Raw genomic sequence first — 25,394 nt, forward strand, 5'->3', positions numbered from 1 at the left:
TACCTTCATTTAATTCTTAATGATTTAATTTTTTCTTTTGTATATACCTCTGGATAATGTTGATACCATTTAACAAATGTTTCTTCACCCAAAAGATCAAATACTATTTCATATTGAAGCCTAACCTTATTTACAACTTCATCTTTACTTAACAGTTTGAATTTTTCATGCTCTAATTTTGTGGTTGGAGCATGATGTACGGAGAAAGACCGGACACCCACAACTTTTTTGCTTTTAGCACTAAACTGCACTGATAACACTAAAAAATCAAAGCAACCACAGTTAAATCTAATCTCTAATTTTTTGCATCTACAGACTACTCAAATGCTGAAAGGTGCGCCATGGTGATTAGCGAGACGACCGTCCGCCCCATGGACGGGGCGGTCGAGCATCCAAGGACGGACTGGCTGCGAGTCGACGAGTGAATACCATGGCAAACCAGACTGCGTAGTGTGTTTAATACTAAAAGCAGGGCCAAATAGAGAAAACTAAGACTCACGAATTATCGGTAAGTGGTTAATATCAAAAACCAATGATGAGCTATGCTGCAACCACGTGGCGCTGCGCGCGCAGTGGGTGTAAGCGATTATGCATCACTTTGATAGTTTCAAACTGCGCCATAGTTTTCGCGCCAGACAAAACACATTCAGGTGACAATAACATCACTAGCGCGGACTGTAGGGTATTTTCAACCACGAGGGCGAGCACTCTTTGCTTTTGGCATTTAAGCTCGAAGACTTTACCTACATCGCTATAAACACAGACATCACTGGTATCAAAAAACCATGATTTAGGCATTTGCGGTGTCAGCATAAAATGGGCTGCGGTGGCATTGAGGGCAATTTGAACAATAGCGGCATCGGACAAAGACAAGGTTTTAGGCAATCTATCGAGTAAGTTCATATAGAATTTGGCGTGCGCAATATTAAATTCCATACTTGATAAGGCATCTGGAATGAGTAATTTTGCTTTATAAGACGTCAGAAATTCTATCTCGGAACCTAACGATACGCCTAACACACCATACGAATCGTTATATTTCCATTGCCAATCTTTTTGCGGCATTAATAACATAACGGTGACCCAATATTTGAACACTGGGACATAATAGTAGATATTTTATCCAATATCAAAATAAAAATAATAAAATACAAATTATTTAACAGTTACTTAGTCGATCTATTGTAGGATCTTAACAGCGATCTAAGGATCGTTTTAGATCGCTGTTAAAGAATAAGATCTTATTTTAGATCGTTATATTGATCTTAAGATCATTATTTCAAACGGTATGTATTCACTATTTCTTTAATTAACTTCGGACCTTGATAAATAAAACCCGAATAAATCTGTACCATAGTTGCGCCCGCATCAAATTTAGCCAAGGCATCTTCGGCACTATTGATGCCGCCCACGCCGATGATCGGGATCTGCCCTTTCAAGCATATCGCTAACTGCTTGATCACTTTAGTAGACAGCTCAGTTAAGGGTTTACCGCTTAAACCGCCGCTTTCATTGGCGTTGGCAAGACCGCTAACACCATCGCGCGTTAAGGTAGTATTAGTTGCAATTGCGCCATCAAATTTGTTTTTAATCAGCGCCTCTGCGATATTTTCAATTTCTTCGATGGTTAAATCTGGAGCAATTTTAAGTGCGATGGGCACGTATTTTTTGTGCTTTTCGGCCAGCTCAAGTTGCTTAGTTTTAATTGCGCTCAATAATTCATCTAATAGATCGCCATATTGTAGCGATCGCAATCCTGGGGTATTGGGTGATGAAATATTCACCGCAATATAAGCCGCATGGAGATAAACTTTATCCATGCAGATCAAATAATCGTCTTTACCTTGTTCTACTGGGGTGTCTTTATTCTTACCAATATTAACACCAACCATAATGTCGGTCTTTTTAGCGATCAAATTTTTGACCAGATTATCGACACCTTTATTATTGAACCCCATGCGATTAATAATGCCTTTGGCAGGCTTTAATCTAAATAGACGGGGTAAATCATTACCGGGTTGGGGTCTTGGGGTCACAGTGCCCACTTCAACATGACCAAATCCCATCGCATGAAAGGCATCAATCGATTCGCCGTCCTTGTCCATACCCGCAGCGAGTCCCACTGGGTTAGGAAAAGTCAGTCCCATAAAGCTGACAGGAGCGGGTGCAATCGTTTGTCCGTATAGACACGTTAGCGGGCTATTGGCGGTCATTTTTAGACTGCCTATAGCAAGATGGTGAGCTCGCTCAGGATCCATCTGAAACATGACTTTCTGTGCGATTTTATAAAACATGTACTTTCCTCGACCTAAAAAAAGCCCCGGCGATCGCCAGGGCTTCTGATTGTTATAATAAGTTTACTTTTGGCCTTCGCAATGAAGGATCAGAAGGTTAAGTTCACGTAGGGCGACAGAGAACTTAGCAAACTCATGGCTTTGCGACGTTTTGAAGTCAGCTAGCATGTGGAACCATCTTTCCAATAAGCCTTGATTGATCTCAATCCACTGAGAAATCACACTTTCGGCATCACAGGTTGCACTGCAAGTTCTTAAGACCACTGAACTCAATGCACGTTGTTGCCAATCTAACTCTTCCCTAAAGGCGGCGCGAGCTAGCGCTTGCCAATGGTTCGCTACAGGTTGAGCGCTGATCTGTTCTAAGAACCAGTGCAGCTCAACGCGGGCGCCGAGTTTGAAGTAAGTTTCAGCCACTAATGCCACTGTCTTATCTTCTGTTTGCGCAATTTGGGCAATGTCTAAGGCAGAGAACAAGGTGCTCATGTTAGCCACAATGGTTGCCACAGCTTGTGGTACGTTTTCTTTGACCAAAGCATTGATCTCAGATTGGATACCTTTCGCTTCTTCTTCGACCAGATATAAATGAACATTATCTTTAATTTGTTCAAATACTGGTTTGAAGAAAGCAACAGTTTGTTCAATGCTGCCATTACGGTTACGGTGACGTAGGAACCAGCGGCTAGCACGACGCATATTACGGCGTAACTGATGCAGCATTTCACCTTGAACCACAGCCGGAACTATGCCGTTTAAGTCAGTGATCGATTTAGTTAATTCAGCTAAACCAAATACTTCGCGAGCCATAGTGTAACAAATTGCCGCATCAGCAACTGAGGCACCAGTCTCATCTTGCATACGTTGAACAAAATTCAAACCCATGTCGTTAACGAGTTCATTGGCGAGTGAGGTCGCAATGATTTCGCCACGCAGTGGATGGGTTGCCATTTTGTCGCTGTATTTTTCCTGAAGTTTTTTCGGGAAATACGCGATAAGCAGTTGGCTTAACAGCGTATCTTCAGTGATTTCTGGCGTCACTAATTGCTCTTTCAGCACCATTTTCGCATAAGCAACCAATACTGATAGCTCTGGGCGCGTTAATGCACGACCACTGGCTAAACGTTCAGCTAGCTCATCGTCAGACGGTAAGAACTCTAACGCTCTGTCTAACTTGCCTTCTTTTTCCAGGTACTGGATAAAGCGGATCTGCTCTTTTAACTGCTCAGCACCGCGCACTTGAGTCACAGAGATAGTACGAGTTTGATCTTTACAGTCTTGTAGTACGATTTGGCCGACTTCTTCAGTCATTTCTTCCAGTAAACGGTTACGCTGCTTAAGCGTCAGTTCACCTTCAGTCACCATAGCGTTCAGCAAAATCTTGATGTTCACTTCGTTGTCTGAACAGTCCACACCACCAACGTTATCCACGAAGTCAGTGTTGATACGGCCGCCATTAGACGCATATTCAATACGACCTAACTGAGTACAACCTAAGTTACCGCCCTCGCCGACGATCTTAGCGCGCAGTTCGCCACCGTTGACACGTAGAGCATCGTTGGCACGATCGCCAACTTCAGCGTGGGTTTCACGTGAAGACTTCACATACGTACCGATACCGCCGTTCCAGATCAAATCCACTGGCATTTTCAACAGTTCTTTCATCAGCTCAGTTGGGGTCATAGAGGTTTTCTCTGTGGCCAACATTTGCTTCATCTCTGCCGATAATGGAATGGATTTAGATGAACGGAGGAAAATACCGCCACCTTTAGAAATCAACTTGCTGCTGTAGTCTTCCCAGCTTGAACGTGGCAGAGCGAATAAACGCGCCCGTTCATCATAACTTAATGCCGTATCCGGATTTGGATCGATAAAGATATGCATGTGGTTAAAGGCTGCAACCAGTTTAGTGTGCTTAGACAACAACATACCGTTACCGAATACGTCGCCCGCCATGTCACCTATACCTAAACAGGTAAAGTCTGTAGTTTGGCAATCAATACCGACTTCGCGGAAATGACGCTTAACCGATTCCCAGCCGCCTTTGGCCGTGATACCCATTTTCTTATGGTCATAACCGTTGCTGCCACCCGATGCGAATGCATCACCGAGCCAGAAGCGGTATTCGAGGGAAATCGAGTTCGCGATATCAGAGAATGTCGCTGTGCCTTTATCGGCTGCTACCACTAAATATGGGTCATCTTCATCGTGACGAACCACATCCAATGGATGGACGATTTCACCGTTCAAAATGTTATCGGTAATATCGAGCAATGCACGGATAAAGATGCGGTAACATTCTTGACCTTCGGTGAAGAAAGCTTCACGGCCGCCTTCAGTTGGCAATTGTTTACAAACAAAGCCACCTTTAGCACCCACAGGCACAATCACAGTGTTTTTCACTTGCTGTGCTTTTACCAAACCCAATACTTCGGTACGGAAGTCTTCACGACGATCTGACCAACGCAGACCACCACGAGCCACTTTACCGTAACGTAAATGCACACCTTCAACCCGTGGCGAATAAACGAATATTTCGAATTTCGGCAGTGGACGTGGCATTTCAGGGATCAGTGAAGGCATGAATTTAAACGAGATATAACTCTTAGATTCGCCTTTGGCATCCAGTTGGTAGAAGTTGGTACGCAGAGTGGCGTTAATCAAGTCTAAATAACGACGAATAATACGGTCATCATCTAAGCTAGACACTTCGTCTAAACGTAAATTGATCTGCTCCAAAAACTTACCCAGAGTACGGGTTTTCAGTTTAGGGTTAAATTTACGGATGAACATCTTCACCAACAAATCAGCGATTTGTGGGTAACGACCAAAGGTTTCTTCAATATATGACTGACTGAAAGTCGCATCGATTTGACGCATGTATTTCGCATACGCGCGCAATACAGAGACTTCACGGCCGGTTAAACCAGATGCCAGAATAATGCGGTTGAAGCCGTCATCTTCTAACTTCTTTTGCCACACTTGTGACAGTGCAGTTTGGAATCTATCTTGGCTATCAGCGATGTTATCTGTGTTGACGACTTTAACTGTCATCAAGAAGTCTAAGATCCAGAAGGTAGAACCGTCTGAAGTCGTGACTTCATATGGACGCTCGTTGATCACGCGCAGACCAAAGTTTTCGAGCATTGGCAGCACGTCAGAAAGATGAATAGGCTCATCTTTATGGAATAGCTTTAAACGCACTTTATTATCGTTCAGCGCCGCTTCCTGCGGTTGATAGAACAACATGCCGAGCTTGTGTTCGTCATCCAGAGCTTCGAGCTGTTGCATGTCAACGACGGCAGAACTTGGCAATACGTCTTCTTTATAGCTTTGCTCGAACGCATTGAAATAACGCTTAGTCAGATGAGTGCCAGCTTCTTCGCCGAGTGCACTGTTAAGCGCAGTGCTTAACTTATCTTCCCACGAACGTGCCGCTTCTATTAAGTTGTTCTCTATGGCAGCCACATCTACATCCATATTATTGTTATCAACTTTGACTATGTAGTGAGTGCGGGCTAGCGTCGACTCAGAGAAATAAGTCGTAAACTCTACATCTTCTTTGCTGTTAAAGTGCTGGGCCAGAATACGTTGAGTATCTTGGCGGAGTTTAGTGTTGTAACGATCCTTAGAAACGTACACTAAACAGGATAAGAAACGGCCAAAGCCATCTTTACGTACAAAGAGTTTCAGCTTGTCTCTGTCTTGCATTTCTAACACGCCATGGGCCATGTGCGATAAATCATCAACATTGGCTTGAATTAGCTCGTCACGAGGTAAATTCTCAAGGATGTTTAGCAGGGCTTTATAGTCGTGTGAACGTGGGGTCAAGCCTGAACGATCTAACACACGCTGCACTTTTTCATTCAGCAGTGGGATTTCACGTGGGCTACGGTTATACAGGTTTGACGCATATAAACCGATAAATCTATCTTCGCCAATCACATTGCCTTTCTTATCGAAACGCTTAATACCGATATAATCGACATAAGCTGGGCGATGCACGCGGCTCTTAGCACTGCTCTTAGTGAGGATCAGTAAGCTGTGATCTAAGGCTTCTTTGCGGGCACTATCGGAGAAGCTAGATAACAACAAACCTTGCTCAGGTTGCGCTTTGGTGTGCTTGTTCATCAAACCTAAACTAGAGGCGATATTAGGCACTAACTCAACGTCACCTTCGACACGTTTCAAATCGTATTGACGGTAACCTAATAGCGTAAAGTGATGATTATTCAAGTAAGTCAGGAAGTTAATCGCTTCTTCTAACTCTTGCTTATCGCCCGGGAACGGACGTTTTGGCAATTCCTTAATCATCTCAGCCAACTTGGCAGACATGACTTCCCAGTCGTTAACTGATGAAGCGACATCGGCAAGCACAGACTGAATTTCGCGCTCTAATGCTTTGATATCAACCGTGCTGCTTTGACGGTCAATTTCAATCAAAAATACGGCGACATGCTCAGTACTTTCAGGGCTCTTATTAAGATAAGTAACATTCGTCACACCACTTTCTGAACGCTCAATGGCCAGCGGAGTGTGCAACATCATATGAGCAGTAATACCCATACGATTCAATGCCATACCAACTGAATCTACCAAGAATGGCATGTCAGGTTGGATAACTTCAATGATCGAGTGGGTAGATTGCCAGCCGTGTTTGGCCTGGCTAGGGTTGAACACTCGTAGGTGAGTGCTACCTTTTGGCGTCTTGTTCAGGGCGTTCCATAAACTGAGAACCGCACCGTATAAATCACTGTCATTACGCGCATTGAGATCGTCTTTCGACATGTGGGCATAAAGGCAGGTGGCGAACTGTTCAACTTGCTTGGCTTGTGAATTAGGGACTTTAGCGTGAATTAAACTGACTACATTTTCAAGTAGTACTGAAGGCATTGCATCTTTCAAGGCCATGTTGCTGTTTCCTTAAGCGTCTATGGCAGCGCTTTTTTCATTATTTGGATGCTTCGGCTTAACGATCTCAGGAAAATTAGTGTGATCTGGATCATCGCGCGAAGTTTATTACTAAAACCGCTGTATTTCGAGGAAAATTTTAGTGGTACATCCTCTTGAAATCCAGTATTGGCGTAAACAATGAATGACAAATGACCAAACAATCGATAAAGCAGACTAAGTATTCAAAAGCAAATGGGGAGCTAAGCTCCCCATTTGTAGACCCTACTTAGGTTGGCGCCAGAAAACGGCGGCCAATGCAGGAAGGATAATTATGGCGCCGAGCATATTTACCACAAACATGAATGTTAACAATATTCCCATGTCCATTTGGAATTTAAGTGCTGAGAAGAACCAAGTACTGACACCAATCGCTAAAGTCAGCCCTGTAAAAATCACCGCACTGCCCCGTTCGACCAACGCCTCATAGTAAGCCTGTTGCACTGGCATTCCGTTCGAGAGCTTAGATGACATAGTCGAAAGGATATAAATACCATAATCCACACCGATACCGACCCCCAGCGCAATGACAGGTAAAGTACTAACCGCTAAACCAATATCCAGTTGCGTCATCAAGGCTTGTGCCAATGTTGACACCACATACAGCGGGATAATCACAGCCACTGTCGCTTTAAAGGATTTAAAACTGATTAAGCAAAGTACAAACACGGCACCATAGACATATAACATCATAGGTAATTGCGCTTCAGCCACCGCTTCGTTGGTCGCTGCCATTACACCCACAGGACCCGACGCCAGCTTAAATTGCAACTTATCGTTATCCATTTTCGCGGCGACGGCTTTCACCTTAGCGACCACAGTTTCTATGGTTTCTGCCTTGTGATCTTTCATAAACAGATACACAGGCATGACAGAACAATCGCCATTTAACAAACCCGAGGTGGTCGGAATTTGGCCAATGGCCTGCACTAAGCTCGCGGTCGTACGTGGAAGTACTTCCCATCTTGGGTTGCCTTCGTTAAAGCCTGCGTTCACTTTTTTAGCCACCGACGCCAGACTCACAGTCGATTCAACCCCAGGCGTATTACGCACTAGCCACTCGAACTCATCAATTTGAGTTAGCACGTCGTGATAAGTACAAGCCTCGGGCGCCGCCTCAACAATCACAGTCATCACGTCGGTGGTGATGGAGAAATGATCTGTGATGAAGAAGGTATCGAGGTTATAACGCGAATCTTGGTGTAACGCGGGAGCCCCGCCCTGCAAGTCACCTATCTTCATCTGATTGGCTTGCTGCAGACCAGCAAAATACAGCACCACAGTTGCAATAATCACCACGACAGCGTATTTAGGCGTCGCGAAACGTGCCAAGAAGCGCCAAATCGCTTCGGTGCGGACTTCTTCAGCCGTTGGCTCTGCGTGTTTATCGACTTTGATTTCAGTAAAGGAAATCACCAAAGGCAACAGGATAAGGTTAGTGAAAATGATCACGCCCACACCCAGTGATGCCGAAATCGCTAGCTCACGAATAATCCCAATATCAATCGACAATAGAGTAATAAAACCAACAGTATCAGATAGTAAAGCAACGCCACCTGGTACTAATAAACTGCGGAATGCCGAAGCAGCAGCCGCTTTAGTGGTCTGTCCGTCCATCACGCGGCGTCTAACCGCGTTGATCATTTGCACCCCGTGACTCACACCGATGGCAAATACCAAAAAAGGCACCAGAATCGACATGGGATCGAGGCCAAAACCTATCACAGTCAATAAACCGAGCTGCCAGACCACAGCGGTTAAACTGCAGACGAGGGGTAAAACGGTCAGAATGATCGATTTTGAGAAAAGGTAAACCATGACGGCGGTGATAAAAATGGCGATCACAAAGAACAGTAATACGCCCTTAGCACCATCGGCCACATCTCCCGCCATCTTGGCAAAACCTATGATGTGAATTTTAACCTTATCGGTTTCAAACTTGCCCCTCAGCTCTTTTTCGAGCTGCGCCGCAAAGGCGATGGTATCTAAGGGTTTGCCAGTTTGTGGGTCAAAATCCATCAACTGCGCCGACACCATGGCCGCACTGTAATCATTGGCAATTAATCGACCGACAATGCCCGCTTTTTCAATATTATCGCGCACGGTTTCGAGCCCAGACACTGTGGTCGAAAAATCCGCCGGAATCACGGGCCCACCCGCAAAACCATCCTCAACGACTTCGGTAAACCGTGTGGAAGGCGAAAAAATCGATTTCACCTGTGCGCGGTCAACCCCTGGAATAAAAAACAGCTGATCGTGCACGTTTTTTAAGGTATCAAAATAGTTCGCATTAAATATATTGCCGCTGGTATCTTCGACCGCCACCATAATGCTATTAGCGCCACCAAAATCTTTTTGATGTTTCAGGTAGGTCTGCATATAACTGTGATGCAGCGGAATGTTTTTGATGAAGGCCGCATCCATTTTGAGTTGACTGGCTTGATAGCCTAAAAACAACGTCAAAAACACAAAAATGCCGACGACCCACGCACGATTGCGGAATAAAAATGACTCAAATCCGTTGACCAGTTTTTCTAACATCTTCTCGGCCCTGTTATTGTAGTTTTAAAATTTTATGGCTTAAGAATAAACAGCCCTTGGCTGCCGGATAACCACATATTCCCTTGATTATCCTTCGCAATAGAGACTAAGTTTTCCCCTTGGCGACGAGTAACAATACTGCTGGTGTCATCTTCATTCAGTTTAATCACAATCCCCGCATTACCCACGAGATAAACCGCATCGTCCGACACTGACATAGCCCCATTGATTGAAGATTGCACTGGCAGTTCGATTTCATTCCACTGACTTAAACTCACATCAGCTTTGAATATATGGCCGCGAAGGCCCATCACATACACGGCATCTTTCGTTTCAATGGCATTAAACATAGAGCCATCGTAATCAAAACTGGTACGCGCAAATGTGCTGCCTTTATCGCCTGAAACCGCCACTAGGCCTAACTCGCCGACCAGTAATAAACGTCCGTCAGTCAAGGTTAAAATACGATTAAAGTGCGGCAATAATGAAGCGCGCGCACTCACATAGGCTGATTGATCGCTGTCTTTTAACTCCGCTAAATAGGACACATCTTCTTCGGCTAACAGCTCCTCATGGAACTCATCACTCCAATGGGCGCCACCATCATTAGTGCGATAAAACAAACCGTAAGCACCAATGGCAATACCATTGTTTTCGTCTAAAAACACCACATCGAGGAATGGCTTTTCAATCTCGGGCGAATGCATCTGCTGCTGCCAAGTTTGGCCACCATCCTGAGTATGTAAAATGGTCGCATCATGGCCCACGGCCCAGCCTAGTTTGTCATTAAGGAAAAACACTTTTGTCAGCTGTGAACTTACGGGCGTCGCCACTTGATGCCAACTGCCGTCATACACCAGAGCATGACCGCGCTCACCCACAGCCACTAACCCTTTGCCCACGTTGGCAATATCTAAAATCAGAGATGAAGCCGCAAGCGGTTGAATTTGTGAAAAAATCGGATCAGAAGGAGTAGCAGATAACGTAGAAGGGAAAAAAGCGCCACCAAAACTTAATGCAGCAACACACTGAAGGATGCGAAACGACATACAAACTTCCTTAAACTAATGAGGGGCGCAAAGCGCCCCTTTATTTACGGCGTATTAACGGATACCTTCACGACGCAACGCATCAGGGGTAAAGTTAGCTTCGGTCAGTTTGGCATCGAAGTTATACATGCCACTTTGGTTGTCTAAACCCATGGCGAGATAACGACGGGATTGCAAATCATGGAAGACTTCCAGCGTGTCCCATTGAGTTGGTACTTCGTAGTAGTTCAAGCCATGTGCAACGGCCACACGATACAGCTGATCACGGTTGTCGTAGAGATCGGCTATCGACACTTGCCATGAATCTTCGTCAAGGTACATATCGCGCACTTTGTAAATGTGGCGCATACCGTCTTTCAACGTCGCCTTCACTTGCCATACGCGGTGTTTTTCCCAACGAACATATTCAGGGTTCACATGACCAGGTTTCAATATTTGGTCATATTTCAGTTTGTCTGAGTGCAGCTTGTAATCGTTGTATGGGATATAAATTTCTTTTTTGCCAACCAGTTCCCAGTTGTAACGCACTGGAGAGCCGTTAAACATGTCGAAATCATCCGTCGTACGCAAACCATCAGACACTGTACCCGGTGTATCGAAAGCGACGTTTGGCGCTTTACGGACACGACGTTGTCCTGTGTTATAAGTCCAAGCTTGGCGTGGCAAGGCCTCTTGATCCATGGTCTCTTTCACCAATAACGCAGTACCTGCTAAACGGGCTGGCTGAGTTACCACTTGCTTAAAGTAGAACAGCGTATTGCTGGCTTTAAGCAGATCTAAAGTCATTTCAGGACGAGAATATTCGAAGCGAATTTCCTCAGCCGTTTCTACCAAACTAAAGCTTCCATCGGCCGTTGGTGCTGCTTGGCTACGGGAAGTCTCGATGTCGATACCACGAAAACGCAAAATGTGGTTCCAAATCGCTTCTAAGCCATTTGCAGGGATCGGGAATGGAATACCAATAGCAGCGCCAGAAATACCATTGCCCTGTGCAATCAATTCTGCACGTGTCGCGTTAGCTTTAGTCGCATCGTAGACAAACTGCGGCACAGATGCGCTACGGCGAGTCTTATACACATTCATCTTGTAAGTATCAGGATAAAGTTCGAACAACTTCATCTGACCCGGTGTTAAAAAGTCTTTATATTGCGCTTTGTTAGCATTGGTAATGGTGAATTCAATCTTATCCTCAGGGAAAGGATCTGGGTGATGCATCCCTTTGGTATAACCCGCCACAGGCTTAGTGATACCACCATCCCACGCCGGAATAGAACCATCAGCGTTACCCGCCTTTTCAGCACCTAAAGGGGTGAGCTCATTGCCAAGTTTAGCCGCGTCAGCCTCTGATACCTTAGCCATAGCGACTGGCGCTACGAGTGCAAACATCACTGCACTCGCCAATATCGTCAGTTTCTTCATTGTTTGAGTCCTTTTAGATCGAATACTTGATATTGAATGAAACATAATCACGATCTGCCATCGCATTCGTCGTACCGACACCGCCAAAGAAATTGTTATAGGAGATATCTGCACCCCAACGGTTTTGATAATCGAAGTTAACGCCTAGCGCGACAGACTTACGTCCTTCCGTGAACAGGAACATAGGATCTGGAGTAATACCGTCAACGTCATGGGAGAAAATGACCCGTGGTGACATATTGACCCCAGCGAAGACGTTGTTGAAATCCGCTTTTGCAACTAAACGGTAGCCCCAAGCAAAGTCAGTAGGGAACGGGTTAGTCTCAGGACCATTGTGCAAGGCTTGAATGATGCCTGGCATATCGGGATTGCCGCCAGAACGCGACGTACCTGGGCCATTGAGACGTAGCTCATCGAAACCTGGCATATCGTGGATCCACACACCACCCACTTCGGCCAACATAGTTAAGTTATCTAAACCTAAGGTTGGACCAAATAGATGGGTGAAAGTCACCTGCGCCTGTGTGGTATCAAGGCGGATAAAACCATCGACGGTTTCACCCGGTTGAACGTCTTTAATCTGCGAAATACCATCAAGATCGGGACGAAGCCCCGCATTGGCTAACTGCTGTGGCATACCGGCGAACAGCAACTCAACGTCATCAATCTGCAGTGGCTCATCTTGACGATGGGCAATTTCACCCGCGACAGAGGTATCACCAATCAAGGTATTGAAGCTGAAACCGTAGAGTTTAATATCCTCTGGATAAACGATTTGCGCCTTAGAGAAGCTCTTAAGACTAAGCAGCAATTCACGGTTAATGTTGCCCGAGTTTTGGCCTACTGTCGCCAGATCTGACAACAATGCGCCCGTGCTAAAATCAGCGGCAGTACCGCTGATCAGTGGACGACGGCTATGGTAATTCATGAAATAGAAACCAAATTCAGTTTCACCCAGCTCAGGAGCGTAATAACCCAGCTTGATACCGTATTGGCCATCATTGCTTGGTTCTTCTTCATCCTGCACTAGGGTCACTTTCGTTGGATAGGCTAAAGCCATAGAAACCAATTGCTGTGTCGGAATAGATTGGCCGCTGGCGATCATGCCCGCTAAACGCTCATATTCTTGCATCACAAAATCTAAGTTAATGTCAGGGTTAGCGTTAAACCCAAGCTGAGCGTTTTGCGCATAGCCACCAAAACCGGCAAAATCATTAGTCGCAAAAATCGAGCCCGGAGTTGGGACCCAAATAGGTTGCCAATCATATTGATAGAATGCTTCAACCGTTAACGAATCTGTCAGGCCAAGGGATGCCCACACCATACCTTGCGGTCTGAACGCTTCTTTTAACTCAGCACCAGGCGCGTTAAGAATGTTCAAATCCACGGCGTTAATTTCACTGATCCCATGGGCAATCAGCGTACTTTCACCCCATGAGACTACTTGATTACCTACACGAATAGATAGTGGATTCGCACCCTCATTCAAATCGAAGTTGGCATAAACAAACGCATCTAATAAACGGATATCTTTACATTGCACTTCTGAAGCGCGGCTATCTTCACAAGGGTCAAATTCTTTGCCCGTGATCGGATCGTTGTAGTCATAATTGCCATCGTTCAGTTTACGATCATAGAAATACATACCGCGGGCAAATAAACCGTAGTTTTTGTATTTCAGTGATAATTCATGCAAACCTTTGACGATTTCAGACGTAGTATCGCCTTGTGAATAAAGTAAGTTACTTAAATCATTGTTGCTGGAATATGACCCGGGCTGGGCCCAAATCTCAGCAGAAGTATATTTTGTATTGCCAAATGCGCTGTAATTAGACCAATCGAATTGGGGTTGATTCACCTTACCAATTTGACCTTCCCAATCGCGCGCCCCAACACGCCAGCTCGCACCAGCAGTCCAAGTTGAGTCAAATGTACCCTCAACCTCTCCCCAATCAAAAGATATTGCATTAACGCTTGGGATCATTAACAAACTCAATGCCGACGCCACCCCCAAAGCAAGCGCCGATTTGTTAAAACTATTTTTAACAATTTTCATTTTAGCTCTCCGTACCCTGCTGGATTCTTTGTTTTAGGAATTACAACCAACATCTTGTTAGCTCACAGGTAACATCATTGTTACAGCAATTAATCCCCTTGGGCAAGGCGCAGTTAGAGAAAATTTTCTAAAGAATTAAGCATGTAGACACATTTGTGCCAGCTGTTGAAAAGGTGGGATTTAAATTAGAGAAAAGCGGGATAGAAATAAAGCGAGGAAAGACATCAAAAAATCATATAATTCATTAACATATTTAAAAACTAAATATCACAAACTGAGCCTAATAATCAGCCGACCGTTTAAAGTAATTACTCTAAGCATTAATAAACAAATTTAGGCTAAACTCGATTTAATGAAACAAATTGTCCCTTATCATCTAAAACCAATTTGAAATAGCCGTGAATGCCATTTTCGGTTAAAAAACGTCTGAAATGACGACCATTAATCCACAAAATACGTCCTTGCGTTTCGCGAACCTCAACTTTATCAGCAAGCCCTTGATAATAAGGTAAGAAATCTCGATAGCTGATCGTTAGTTTGAAATACAATTCCATAATATCAGGGCGGCATCTATTGCCGCGCTCCTCCTACAAATCGCTATTTTGCCAATGTCTTAGAGACTTTTTCGTACATATCTTTAGATAAGTCAGGTAAAGCCAAAAGTTGCCCTAAACAGGCTTTGATCAAGGCTTGACGGCCTAAGTCGAATTTATGGAACTGGATCAATGGCGTCACCATGCGCGCCGCAACCTGCGGATTGAGCTTATTAAGGGTCATTAAGCATTCAGTTAAGAAGGCATAACCCTTACCGTCTTGACGGTGGAATTGATAAATATTCCCCGCCGCAAAACTGCCCACTAAAGCACGCACTCGGTTTGGATTGCTCATACTAAATCGCTTGTGCTGTTGTAATTGACGCAGACGTTCTATCACATCTTGTGCATTATGGGTTGCTTGCAACATGAACCATTTATCCATTACCAATGGCGTGTCCTGCCAACGCAGCTCAAATGTGGTCATCAGCTCATCGCGACAAGGCAAATCACCCACATTTGCCGCAGTCAGTGCGCCGAGGGAATCAGTCATATTGTTGGCTTTATCGAACTGAGAAATGACTAACGCTTCTGCCTCATCCGACACTCTTGCTAGCCAAGTTAAACACTGATTTTTAAGCGCTCTTGCCTGCGTGCTATCGACCGATACCAAAGAGCGATAAAGCGCAATTAATTCATCTTCAGAGTGTGAAGCTAGCTCAGTTAACACAAATTCACGGGCTAAGGCTAAGGCATCAAGATCAACGCTGTCTGTTTGCTCAATCAAAGCAGATGCCGTAGGTATGGCTAAGATTTCGGCAATCAATGCTGGATCAAGTTCAGTGTCTAACAACACACCTTTAAAACTATCGCGCACGCGGGGATCGAGTGTCATGGCTTGTTGCTGCTGTAAACTCGCCACATTTTGCCAAATCGCTTGGCTCACTAAGGTCACTGAAGCTTCCCAGCGCGCTACTTCGCTGCTGGCAAAACGCATCAAGTGAACCAGTTGATCGACATTGAATCTGTATTGTAATTTGACTGGCGCGGAGAAGTTTTGCAACAGTGAAGCCACCGGTTTATGGCTTAATCCCTCAAAACTAAACACTTGTTCCACTTGAGTAAAGTCGAGAACTTCATTCACTAAAGAATGCCCCTTGGCATCTAACAGTTCGATGCTAAAAGGAATATGCAAAGGTGATGCACAGTTCGCTAAACTTTGCTTAAGGGTTAATTGGTAAACGCCAGTTAGCGCATCGAAACTGTCCATCGCAGTCACAATCGGCGTGCCTGCTTGGCTATACCATAAACGGAATTGGGTTAAATCTACGCCGCTGGCATCTTCCATTGCCGCCACAAAATCATCGCAAGTGACCGCTTGGCCATCATGGCGTTTAAAATACAGTTTCATCCCCGCTTGAAACTTTTCTTCGCCGAGCAAAGTGTGCATCATGCGGATCACTTCAGCGCCCTTGTTATACACAGTGACTGTGTAGAAATTATTCATCTCAATCACAGATTCTGGACGTATTGGATGGGACATAGGGCCTGAATCTTCGGCAAATTGTTGATTCTTGATCACTTTAATTGCGTGAATTCGATTCACAGCGCGTGAACCTAAATCAGAGCTAAATTCTTGATCACGAAAAACCGTTAAGCCTTCTTTTAAACTTAACTGGAACCAATCGCGGCACGTCACGCGGTTTCCGGTCCAATTATGGAAATACTCATGGCCTACCACCGATTCAATACCGTGATAATCCTCGTCGGTAGCCGTTAACGTATCTGCAAGCACATATTTAGTGTTGAAGATATTTAAGCCTTTGTTTTCCATCGCTCCCATGTTGAAAAAGTCGACGGCAACTATCATGTAAATATCTAAATCGTACTCGAGATCAAAACGACTCTCATCCCATGCCATGGATTTTTTAAGTGACGCCATCGCATGGTGCGCTTTATGTAAATTACCTTTATCGACGAACACTTGCAGGATCACTTTACGGCGACTGCGGGTAATGAACTCATCTTGCAACAGATCAAAATCGCCAGCGACTAAGGCAAACAAGTAAGCCGGTTTTGGAAACGGATCTTGCCAGCAAACATAATGGCGACCGCCCTCTAACTCGCCTTGATCAATCAAATTCCCGTTACTCAGTAAAAACGGGAATGCGGCGCTATCGGCTTCGATACGAACTGTGTATTTAGCTAATACATCGGGACGGTCGAGGAAATAAGTGATCCGTCTAAAGCCCTCAGCCTCGCATTGCGTGCAGTAGGCACCATCGGACATGTACAGGCCTTCAAGGCTTGAATTGGCCTCGGGATCGAGCTTAGTGATAATATTCAGTTCAAACTCATCAAGCGCCGTTTCTAAGACTAATTGACCCGCGCTAACATGGTAAGGCACTGCCTCGCCGTCAACCGTCAACGAGACAACAGTTAAGTCTTCACCATCTAACACTAAGGCATGGGTATGTTTTGAAGTGCGTTTTATACGACTGATCGCCTGCACTTGAGTTTTATTGCCCGCCAGATTAAAGGCTAAGTCGATCGTGTCTATCGTGAAGAGTGGCGCTTGATAATCTTTTAAGTATTTTGCTTGAGCTTGTGTCATTTCGATCCCTTTAACGCTGATCTAAATAAGAAAAAACGCGCCATAAGCGCGTTTTGATATTGGATAAATCGACTCGACTAGCGCCTACTTAGCACTAGTTTTAGCCAGTTTTTGCGCATCAGCCATATCTAAAGTGATATAAGCGGTTTCGTCTAAAAATGCGTCTGGCAATTCGGCGTCGTCTTTAATGTCTTCCATTGATTTAACCGGTGCTAAACCATTAGCGACTCGACGCTCGTTTGTTCTATCGAGGACTTTCTTCTCATCGGCTTCACGGGAGGCAATACGCTCACTTTCAACCAGAGAAACTGTCTTCTCTTTGTGATGTTTTTTAAAGTCGGCAATATCTTGATTGATATAGGCAAACTCTACACTGCTTTTGATGCGGTTAAGATGTTTAGCTTCAAGGCTAGTCACTAACTCAGGTGTCACATCGTTGAGCGTGCCATATTGCGCCATTGGCACTTTATCCCAAGGCAAGGCATTTTTCTCTTCAGCTTCGCCGTACTCACCTGGCTCTAACGCACTTGGGTAAGCAATGTTGGGTGTCACACCTTTAAGCTGAGTGCTGCCGCCATTGATCCGATAGAACTTTTGAATCGTGTATTGCACATGACCAATTGGCTTTTCATACATGTCGTAGATGCGACCTAAGCTCTTATGCTGCTGCACTGTGCCTTTCCCAAAACTCGACTCACCGACAATCAGTGCACGGTCATAATCTTGCAATGCGGCAGCAAAAATTTCAGAGGCAGACGCACTGTAACGGTCAACCATCACAGTTAAAGGACCGGCATAACTGGTTTTGCCATCGTTATCACGGTGCGCAGACACACGGCCATCGGCATCACGAATTTGCACCACAGGGCCCATATCGATAAAGAGTCCTGTCAGCAACACGGCTTCCGTTAATGCACCACCACCGTTACCTCTAAGGTCGATAACTATGCCTTCAACTTTGGCTTCGTTTAACTTAACTAGCTCTTTTTCAACGTCCTGTGACAAATTCATGTAGAAGCCAGGAATTTGGATCACACCGACTTTGCGATTTGCGTACTCGCCATCTTTAGGTTCAATCACCTTAGAGGTTGCTGCTCTGTCTTCAAGACGAATTTTATCGCGTACTAAGGTAACGTCGAATGGCTTAGCATTCGAACCGCCTTTCTTCGGTAAAATTTGCAGTACGACTTTACTGCCCTTAGGCCCTTTGATCAGATCAACCACGTCGTCTAAACGCCAGCCGATGACATCAACAATTTCACCGCCTTCTTGACCGACACCGACAATCTTGTCTTCAGGCGACAGTTTTTCGCTGCCAGCCGCAGGGCCGCCAGCAATTAAGCTTTTAATAACAGTGTAATCGTCTTCAAGTTGCAGTTGAGCACCAATCCCTTCAAGACTTAAATTCATTTCCATTTGGAAACGTTCAGCATTGCGTGGTGACAGGTAACTCGTATGCGGCTCAATGCTGCGTGAGAAGGCATTCATCACACCTTGGAACACGTCTTCACTGTTGGTTTGAGTCAAACGTTTGATGGCGTTGTTGTAACGCTTTTGCAGGATCTCAACAATCTCAGGCCATTTTTTACCTGTGAGCTTCAGATTTAACGCATCGTATTTAACACGTTGACGCCATAACTCATTGATCTCGGCTTGATCTTTTGGCCATGCCGCATCGTCACGGTCATACTCATAGGCATCGCCGGGGGCGGAGAAGTCCATCTCTTTATCCAATAGGGATAAAGCATAGACAAAGCCTTCATAACGGCGCTTTTGGACGATATCAAACATTTTATAGGCAGGCTCAAGTTCACCAGAACTGAGCATGTCATCGAATTGGGTAGCATAAGGTTTAAAACTATCGACATCCGCTTGGGTTAACACATTGCGGCGATAGTCCAACTGCTGCAGATAACGGTCAAATATTTGCGCAGAAAAGGCATCATCGAGATTAAATCTATGATAGTGCGAACGAGTGTATAAGTCCGTTATCCTTTTACTCGCAACCTTATGTTGCGCTTCCTGCTTGAGAGTGGGTAACTCGCTGATTTGAATCGTGGGTGGTACGGCCCAAGCCGAGAATCCGACAAAAACAGTGGCGATCGAGGTAGCCAAAGTGAGTTTTCGCATCAACAAGTTACTCCGTTTTAAAAAATGATTACAGCAGGATATGTTCTGCTCTAACTTTAATCGTTAGGCCACTATCAAGCTGAACATGAATATCTTCCTTGTTAATATCAGTAATTACACCGGCTACGGGTGTCATACCTAACTTAACATTGACGCGTTGTTTTTTCGTTAAATCAGTCAATTGTGCTTGAACATAATTTACGACTGGCGCTGCAGCTTTAGGTGCAGGCTTAGCTGGACGCTCAGTTTTAGCACGTTGAGGAACAGCCACTTTTTTAGGGGCTTTCTTCGCCGCAGGCTTAGGTGCGAGTGCTGCACGTTTCGCTTTCGCTTTATCCTGACTTTCTTTCAACATGGCTTGAGCATGGTCAATGTGCTCTTGCTCTAACTCGCCGCAAGGTTCGCCATCCAGATTAACGCGTTGTGCGCCCGCTTTAACGCACTTTAAATAGCGCCAGCTGCTGGTGTAACGTCTTAAGGCAACTCTGAGCTGAGTTTTACTGACTTTAGAATCATCAGCCAACCTTTCAGCCAAATCTTGAAACAATCCGATTTTTAATGGCTTAGTTTCACCTTCAGCAATAAAGCACAAAGGAAATGTTTCATACAAATACGCCAAAATTGCATTGGTGTCGGTCAACTTTTCTGTTGATTCCATCATTACTTCCACAGTCAAAAAGGGACATCGATTCGAGGTGATATATATCAGCTTCTTACGTGTCGTTTATCTTCGTTAAACTCAATATTGAGTCAACGTACAAATTAGCATCCTAGCCGCGTTTACTAAAGTTAAAAAATATACCTTAACAAATTTTTACAGCTCAAAACACTAAGCTTATTCATTGCATGCCAATCAAACCAGCTTAATGCGTGCAGGCGCATATTATAAGGCGCACGCCACCGATTGCGACTATGAATTATGCGTTATTGTACGCAAATTAATCAAATAGGCAGTTTTCAAAACTTTTAACCAGTAATTCCAGCCCCTTTTGGTCTTCTTCATCGAAACGATCGAAGATTGGGCTGTCAATATCGAGCACGGCAACCACGTTACCTTGGGCACGAACTGGCACAACGATTTCAGAATTACTGGCAGAATCACAGGCAATATGGCCATCAAATTGATGAACATCGGCCACTCGCTGGGTTTGATTGGTGAATGCCGCCGTACCACACACGCCTTTTCCTAACGGAATGCGTGTACAAGCCACTTTACCTTGAAACGGGCCTAGTACCAGTTGTTCGCCACGCATAACGTAGAATCCCACCCAGTTCAGCTCAGTCAAATTATCATTGAGTAAGGCTGAAAAATTCGCCATTGCCGCAACAAGGTCGTCTTCCCCTTCCAACAAGGCCAAGGCTTGACGGTTAAGTGACTCATAAAATTTCGATTTCATTACATTTCCTAACAATTTTATTCTGCTACTTCGGTCTTTTTAGCCGCTTTTTTCGCAGCAGGTGAATTCGTTGGCGTACTATTAACCTGAACGACACCTTTAAGCAAGTTCGTCAGCTCATCTTTATTGTTAGCAAAATAGAATGCAAGCTTTTCGGCCACGCTTTCATCTATACCTAAATCAGCTTTTTGAATGAAGGGGATAAGGTTATCGGCGATATCGAGCATCTTATCGTAGGCATCAGCCTCCTTCTTAGATGTGAATGTCATCTTTTCAACCCCTTCTCTGACCACGACAAACTGTGTTATTACTGCCATGACTGCCCTCGCACTGTTTTTATATACAGTAACTAGAGTGACATAGATTGAACTTGTGATGCAAGTGTTCTGATTAATCTGATATTATTAGCGTACTTTCGTTGCCAAGATTATAAAGCGCCAGACTGTGCAGAACGACTGATTAGCACTACACTTTGCACCGAACTCGCTGTTATTACTCCTATTTAGGCTAATATAATATTTTTATATGCATGAAAACGCAGCAGAAAATTCAGTAATCCTTTGCCGTTCCTGCGATTTAGCAGTCCGCAAACGTGCCTTGCCAAGCGGCGTTAGAGCCCTCTGTCCCCGTTGTGGCACAGCACTCTATGACACTCCCTACTGTTCTGTAAATGGCATGCTAGCCCTATGTATTTCGGCATTAGTGTTTTATTTTCCTGCCAATTTTTTACCCGTACTCGAAATTCACTTTTTCGGCAGCATTCGCACCACCACGGTTTTTCAGGGCGCGTTTGCGGTATTTGACCAAGGTTATTGGGTTGTAGGTTTAGCCGTGCTTGCCGCCGCTGTGATTGGCCCAGGCTTATTACTGTTATCGATACTGACGCAGATTTGGATTGTGAAATGGGGACTGAGTCGTCTTTTTTGGCGTAACTCATTAAAGCAATTATTGAAGTTTCATGGCGTATTGTCGCAGCTCACTATGCTAGAAATTTATGTGATCAGCTTTTTGGTTTCATCGTTCCAGCTTTCTGATTTTTCGGATATTTATTTTGGTATGGGCACATTTTGCTTCACTATGTTGTTTCTCGTGACCTTGTTTCTACAAAGAGAATACGACTTAGAGCACATGTGGACGTTATTGGAAGGTCATCGCTGATATGAAGCAACAAGGTAAAGATATCGGCCTGTGTCTGTGTAAGGTCTGCCGCCAGCTCAATAGTAGCGACCTCACCCACTGCCAACGCTGTGAAGCTGAGTTGCAGGTCAGGGACTATTCTAGCCTGCAAAAAAGTTGGGCTTTGTTGATTACCGCTGCCATCTTGCTGGTGCCTGCCAACATTTACCCTATCACTATGCTGACCAATCAAGGGCAAGTGCGGCACGACACCATTTTTTCGGGCATTTTGCATCTAGTGCATTCAGATATGTTGCCCATTGCCGTGATAGTTTTTACTGCCAGTATTTTAGTGCCATGGATTAAAATCATCGGTTTATCCATTTATCTGTGTGCGATCAGCTTTGATATTCCGATTTCAAAAAAGAAATTGATGGTGGGTTTTCACATCATCGAATGGATTGGTCGTTGGTCTATGCTCGATTTATTTGTCATCTCAATCACAGTGGCATTAGTGAATATGGGACAACTACTCGATGCTAAACCCGCACCTGCCGCGACTGCATTTGCCTTGGTTATTCTGTTAACTCAGTTAGCCGCAAAAGTGTTAGACACTCGTTTACTCTGGGATCGATTGGAACCTCAAGATGACACAAATTGAATCGCCGAAAGTTGTAAAGAAAAAACTCTTTTCGCCCATTTGGCTACTGCCTATTGTCGCGTTGGCATTGGGGGCGTGGCTGGGCATTAAGAGCATTAAAGAATCGGGCGTTGAAATTCAAATTCACTTTCCGAGCGCCACTGGGATTGACGTAGGTAAAACCTTAGTCAAATACCAAGGCTTGACTGTCGGTAAAGTAAAAGACATTGGCATAGATGAAGATCTCAAGGGCGTAAACGTTAAGGTCATGATGGACTACCGCGCTAAGCCTTTCTTAAATAAAGAGACCCTCTTCTGGCTTGTCACCCCTAAGGCCAGCATCACAGGTGTTGAAGGCTTAGATGCACTGTTTTCGGGTAACTACATTGCGATTCAACCGGGTAAAGGTAATCCGTCAACATTTTTTGAAGCAGAACGCCAACCACCGCCGATGCAAATCGGCTCAGAAGGTGTGATGGTCGAATTGACCTCAGACAAACTCGGTTCGCTCGATGTTGGCTCGCCGATATTTTTCCGCCAAATTCCGGTTGGAAGCGTGGTCAGCTATCGTCTAGATGGTAATCAAAGAGTCATCATCAGCGCCTTTATTCAAGAGCAATACGCGCGATTAGTGAAGAAAAACTCTCACTTTTGGAATGTCTCCGGTGTTAAAATTGATGCTTCGCTGACTGGGGTTAAAGTCAGCTCTGAGAGTTTGGCATCCATTCTGGCTGGCGGCGTGAGTTTCAGCTCTGACGATAACGCGGATATTGCCAAAAACGGCGACGTTTTTTCGCTTTATGATTCAGAAACTACAGCCCTTGGCGGCATAGAAATAAGTCTGACCATGGCTGATGCTAACGGTGTAGACAAAGGCACTCGCATTGTTTATCGCGGCATCAATATCGGCAGTATTTTAAGTAAGCAACTCACCGCCAATGGCGTAATAGCCGTGGCTAAGTTTGAACCTCAATACGGTGCACTGTTAACTAACGACGGCGTGTTTTGGCTTGAAGGTGCCGATATTTCCCTCTCAGGCATTAAAAATCCAGAGCGTTTACTGACGGGTAGCGTGATCAACTTCCTGCCGGGCATTAATACTAAAACGGCGGTACCAAGCAGTTTTGCCTTGCAATCAAAGGCGCCTGACTTACTGCAATCAAAGAAGCGTTTCTTGACCTTAACCTCAGCCGAAAACATGGGCATTTCAGCGGGCGCCGAAGTTCGCTTTAAGCAAATCCCCATTGGCTCTGTGCTTGCGGTTAAGTTAACCAAAGATTTATCGGCGGTAGAATATCAACTCGAGCTACAACCTGAGTTTGCAGGCCTTATTCGCAGTGACAGCTATTTTGTGCCTGAGTCAGCATTAACGGTAAACGCATCGTTAGATGGTGTCTCAGTCAAAGCAAGGGATTTTACAACGCTAACTCAAGGTGCAGTTAGCTTGATCCAAGGTCATAGCGACACACCTTTAGCTGCTAACAGCGCTCTAACCCTCTTTAGCTCTGTGGATACCGCGACAACTTTTTATGATCGTCAGCAGCAAGTGCATTTAACGTTAATCAGTCAAGATGGCGCCGATGTCAGCCAAGGCTCACCGATTTACTATAAAAAAATGCAAATTGGCACAGTTGACTCAGTGAACTGGCAAAGCAAAACCGAAGACTTTGCTATCAAGCTCGCTATCGACAAACAGTTCCAGCCCTTGCTGAAAAAGCCTCATGTGTTCTGGCGTAACAGCGCTGTCGATATCAGCGCCAGTCTTGCCGGTATTGATGTTACGGTCGCGCCGCTTCAAGGAGCATTAAAGGGCAGCATTAGTTTGGGATTGCTTGATAGCAGTGATAAAGCCAGCAATGCCGCTAACTTAAAACTCTATGAAAGCAAGCAACTGGCATTAACTCAGGCGCAGGCAATTCGCCTCACCTTACCCGCTTCAAGCAAGCTTACCGCCAAAGCAGCGATCCGCTATCAAGGTCATCAAGTAGGTGAAGTGTCGCAGGTGAAACTCAATGCTGATCTCAATACACTCACTGCAACTGCCTATCTCTACGGCGAATACGCCGAGCATTTCAGCCGCAGCGACTGTGAATATCATTTAGTGGATGCGCAAATTTCTCTGGCGGGAATTAAAGCGCCTGATACCTTGTTAACTGGCCCTTATATCGGTGTACTGCCGGGTATAAGCAGTCAAACAGCGACCCAGTTTGTCGCCAACCTCGCTGCCAGCAGCTATGCCAATGTTGCCGAAGATGCGCTTAAATTCACCTTAGAAGATAACAACTTAGGCTCGATGAAAGTCGGCACACCTATCTTCTTCCGAGGGATTAAAGTCGGTCAAATCGACGGTTATAGCCTATCGACACAGGGTAATAGTGTATTGATGCAGGCCCATATCGAGCCGCAGTACAGTCACTTAGTGAATCAGAGCAGTCAGTTCTGGGATGCTTCAGGGATTAAAGTCGATGTTGGCCTCTTTTCAGGTGCGCAAATCGAAGCGGGCTCGCTGGAAACCTTACTCGCTGGCGGCATCAATGTCGCGACTAAGGACACGACTCAAGAAGGTAATCGTTTAGCAGCAGGAACAGTATTAAGATTGCAGCATAAAGCTGAAAACGAATGGCAGGAATGGGCACCCGCCCAGTAATCCTTTTCAGC

17 protein-coding genes are annotated in these 25,394 nt (G+C 44.9%); 3 read left to right on the forward strand and 14 right to left on the reverse strand.

Annotation, left to right across the window (positions count from 1 at the left end; all coding sequences use genetic code 11):
* Positions 1 to 5: 5 nt before the first annotated feature.
* The 14 genes from AYJ58_RS14690 to AYJ58_RS14755 all read right to left on the reverse strand — a co-directional run bounded on the left by AYJ58_RS14690 (position 6) and on the right by AYJ58_RS14755 (position 21,297).
* Positions 6 to 260 (reverse strand): hypothetical protein, encoded by a 255-nt coding sequence (locus AYJ58_RS14690; RefSeq protein ID WP_198555470.1) that lies wholly within the window; start codon positions 258 to 260, stop codon positions 6 to 8.
* Between the two features lie 280 nt (positions 261 to 540).
* Entirely contained in the window at positions 541 to 1,074 is a 534-nt protein-coding gene (locus AYJ58_RS14695; protein ID WP_106650701.1) for a cell division protein ZapC, read from the reverse strand.
* Between the two features lie 200 nt (positions 1,075 to 1,274).
* Positions 1,275 to 2,294 carry a quinone-dependent dihydroorotate dehydrogenase gene (gene pyrD, locus AYJ58_RS14700; RefSeq protein ID WP_106650702.1) on the reverse strand — a complete coding sequence of 340 codons (1,020 nt, stop codon included), beginning with the start codon at positions 2,292 to 2,294 and terminating at the stop codon, positions 1,275 to 1,277.
* Between the two features lie 63 nt (positions 2,295 to 2,357).
* Positions 2,358 to 7,202 carry an NAD-glutamate dehydrogenase gene (locus tag AYJ58_RS14705; RefSeq protein ID WP_106650703.1) on the reverse strand — a complete coding sequence of 1,615 codons (4,845 nt, stop codon included), beginning with the start codon at positions 7,200 to 7,202 and terminating at the stop codon, positions 2,358 to 2,360.
* A gap of 264 nt (positions 7,203 to 7,466) precedes the next feature.
* Positions 7,467 to 9,782: an efflux RND transporter permease subunit gene (locus tag AYJ58_RS14710; RefSeq protein ID WP_106650704.1), complete on the reverse strand. Its 2,316-nt coding sequence runs from the start codon at positions 9,780 to 9,782 to the stop codon at positions 7,467 to 7,469.
* Between the two features lie 32 nt (positions 9,783 to 9,814).
* Complete coding sequence (locus tag AYJ58_RS14715; protein WP_106650705.1) at positions 9,815 to 10,831, reverse strand: WD40/YVTN/BNR-like repeat-containing protein; 1,017 nt, start codon at positions 10,829 to 10,831, stop codon at positions 9,815 to 9,817.
* A gap of 54 nt (positions 10,832 to 10,885) precedes the next feature.
* Complete coding sequence (locus AYJ58_RS14720) at positions 10,886 to 12,250, reverse strand: DUF1329 domain-containing protein (protein WP_106650706.1); 1,365 nt, start codon at positions 12,248 to 12,250, stop codon at positions 10,886 to 10,888.
* A gap of 13 nt (positions 12,251 to 12,263) precedes the next feature.
* Positions 12,264 to 14,306, reverse strand: coding sequence for a DUF1302 domain-containing protein (locus AYJ58_RS14725; RefSeq protein WP_006081907.1), 2,043 nt, complete (start codon positions 14,304 to 14,306; stop codon positions 12,264 to 12,266).
* A 338-nt stretch (positions 14,307 to 14,644) separates the two neighbouring features.
* The gene (locus tag AYJ58_RS14730; RefSeq protein ID WP_106650707.1) at positions 14,645 to 14,860 is read right to left on the reverse strand and encodes a DUF2835 domain-containing protein; all 216 of its coding nucleotides are present in this window, start codon (positions 14,858 to 14,860) and stop codon (positions 14,645 to 14,647) included.
* 43 nt (positions 14,861 to 14,903) lie between these two features.
* Positions 14,904 to 17,453 carry an aminopeptidase N gene (gene pepN / locus AYJ58_RS14735; RefSeq protein WP_106650708.1) on the reverse strand — a complete coding sequence of 850 codons (2,550 nt, stop codon included), beginning with the start codon at positions 17,451 to 17,453 and terminating at the stop codon, positions 14,904 to 14,906.
* Between the two features lie 84 nt (positions 17,454 to 17,537).
* Positions 17,538 to 19,583, reverse strand: a complete 2,046-nt coding sequence (gene prc, locus AYJ58_RS14740) for a carboxy terminal-processing peptidase (protein WP_198555472.1) — start codon at positions 19,581 to 19,583, stop codon at positions 17,538 to 17,540.
* Between the two features lie 28 nt (positions 19,584 to 19,611).
* The gene (proQ, locus tag AYJ58_RS14745) at positions 19,612 to 20,241 is read right to left on the reverse strand and encodes an RNA chaperone ProQ (protein ID WP_006081911.1); all 630 of its coding nucleotides are present in this window, start codon (positions 20,239 to 20,241) and stop codon (positions 19,612 to 19,614) included.
* Positions 20,242 to 20,521: 280 nt separating this feature from the next.
* Positions 20,522 to 20,980: a GAF domain-containing protein gene (locus AYJ58_RS14750; protein WP_028759760.1), complete on the reverse strand. Its 459-nt coding sequence runs from the start codon at positions 20,978 to 20,980 to the stop codon at positions 20,522 to 20,524.
* A 17-nt stretch (positions 20,981 to 20,997) separates the two neighbouring features.
* Positions 20,998 to 21,297, reverse strand: coding sequence for a YebG family protein (locus tag AYJ58_RS14755; protein WP_106650710.1), 300 nt, complete (start codon positions 21,295 to 21,297; stop codon positions 20,998 to 21,000).
* 208 nt (positions 21,298 to 21,505) lie between these two features.
* Here AYJ58_RS14755 and AYJ58_RS14760 point away from each other — a divergent pair, with 208 nt between their 5' ends.
* From AYJ58_RS14760 to AYJ58_RS14770, 3 genes are read left to right on the forward strand one after another with little or no spacing between them, the layout of a single operon-like run.
* Positions 21,506 to 22,138, forward strand: a complete 633-nt coding sequence (locus tag AYJ58_RS14760; RefSeq protein ID WP_106650711.1) for a paraquat-inducible protein A — start codon at positions 21,506 to 21,508, stop codon at positions 22,136 to 22,138.
* A gap of 1 nt (position 22,139) precedes the next feature.
* The gene (locus AYJ58_RS14765; protein WP_011846987.1) at positions 22,140 to 22,757 is read left to right on the forward strand and encodes a paraquat-inducible protein A; all 618 of its coding nucleotides are present in this window, start codon (positions 22,140 to 22,142) and stop codon (positions 22,755 to 22,757) included.
* On the forward strand, positions 22,744 to 25,383 hold the full coding sequence (locus AYJ58_RS14770; protein WP_106650712.1) for a PqiB family protein: 2,640 nt from the start codon (positions 22,744 to 22,746) through the stop codon (positions 25,381 to 25,383). Before AYJ58_RS14765 ends, AYJ58_RS14770 begins: the two co-directional genes overlap by 14 nt.
* Positions 25,384 to 25,394: the final 11 nt, after the last annotated feature.

Source organism: Shewanella sp. Pdp11 (assembly GCF_002838165.1).
GTDB lineage: Bacteria > Pseudomonadota > Gammaproteobacteria > Enterobacterales > Shewanellaceae > Shewanella > Shewanella hafniensis.

Coding starts and splice junctions, on each gene's coding strand:
- AYJ58_RS14715 (WP_106650705.1), bottom strand. CDS start 10,831: ATGTCGTTTCGCATCCTTCAGTGTGTTGCTGCATTAAGTTTTGGTGGC.
- AYJ58_RS14765 (WP_011846987.1), top strand. CDS start 22,140: ATGAAGCAACAAGGTAAAGATATCGGCCTGTGTCTGTGTAAGGTCTGC.
- pyrD (WP_106650702.1), bottom strand. CDS start 2,294: ATGTTTTATAAAATCGCACAGAAAGTCATGTTTCAGATGGATCCTGAG.
- pepN (WP_106650708.1), bottom strand. CDS start 17,453: ATGACACAAGCTCAAGCAAAATACTTAAAAGATTATCAAGCGCCACTC.
- AYJ58_RS14760 (WP_106650711.1), top strand. CDS start 21,506: ATGCATGAAAACGCAGCAGAAAATTCAGTAATCCTTTGCCGTTCCTGC.
- AYJ58_RS14770 (WP_106650712.1), top strand. CDS start 22,744: ATGACACAAATTGAATCGCCGAAAGTTGTAAAGAAAAAACTCTTTTCG.
- AYJ58_RS14750 (WP_028759760.1), bottom strand. CDS start 20,980: ATGAAATCGAAATTTTATGAGTCACTTAACCGTCAAGCCTTGGCCTTG.
- AYJ58_RS14720 (WP_106650706.1), bottom strand. CDS start 12,250: ATGAAGAAACTGACGATATTGGCGAGTGCAGTGATGTTTGCACTCGTA.
- prc (WP_198555472.1), bottom strand. CDS start 19,583: ATGCGAAAACTCACTTTGGCTACCTCGATCGCCACTGTTTTTGTCGGA.
- AYJ58_RS14705 (WP_106650703.1), bottom strand. CDS start 7,202: ATGGCCTTGAAAGATGCAATGCCTTCAGTACTACTTGAAAATGTAGTC.
- AYJ58_RS14725 (WP_006081907.1), bottom strand. CDS start 14,306: ATGAAAATTGTTAAAAATAGTTTTAACAAATCGGCGCTTGCTTTGGGG.
- AYJ58_RS14730 (WP_106650707.1), bottom strand. CDS start 14,860: ATGGAATTGTATTTCAAACTAACGATCAGCTATCGAGATTTCTTACCT.
- AYJ58_RS14695 (WP_106650701.1), bottom strand. CDS start 1,074: ATGTTATTAATGCCGCAAAAAGATTGGCAATGGAAATATAACGATTCG.
- AYJ58_RS14710 (WP_106650704.1), bottom strand. CDS start 9,782: ATGTTAGAAAAACTGGTCAACGGATTTGAGTCATTTTTATTCCGCAAT.
- proQ (WP_006081911.1), bottom strand. CDS start 20,241: ATGGAATCAACAGAAAAGTTGACCGACACCAATGCAATTTTGGCGTAT.
- AYJ58_RS14755 (WP_106650710.1), bottom strand. CDS start 21,297: ATGGCAGTAATAACACAGTTTGTCGTGGTCAGAGAAGGGGTTGAAAAG.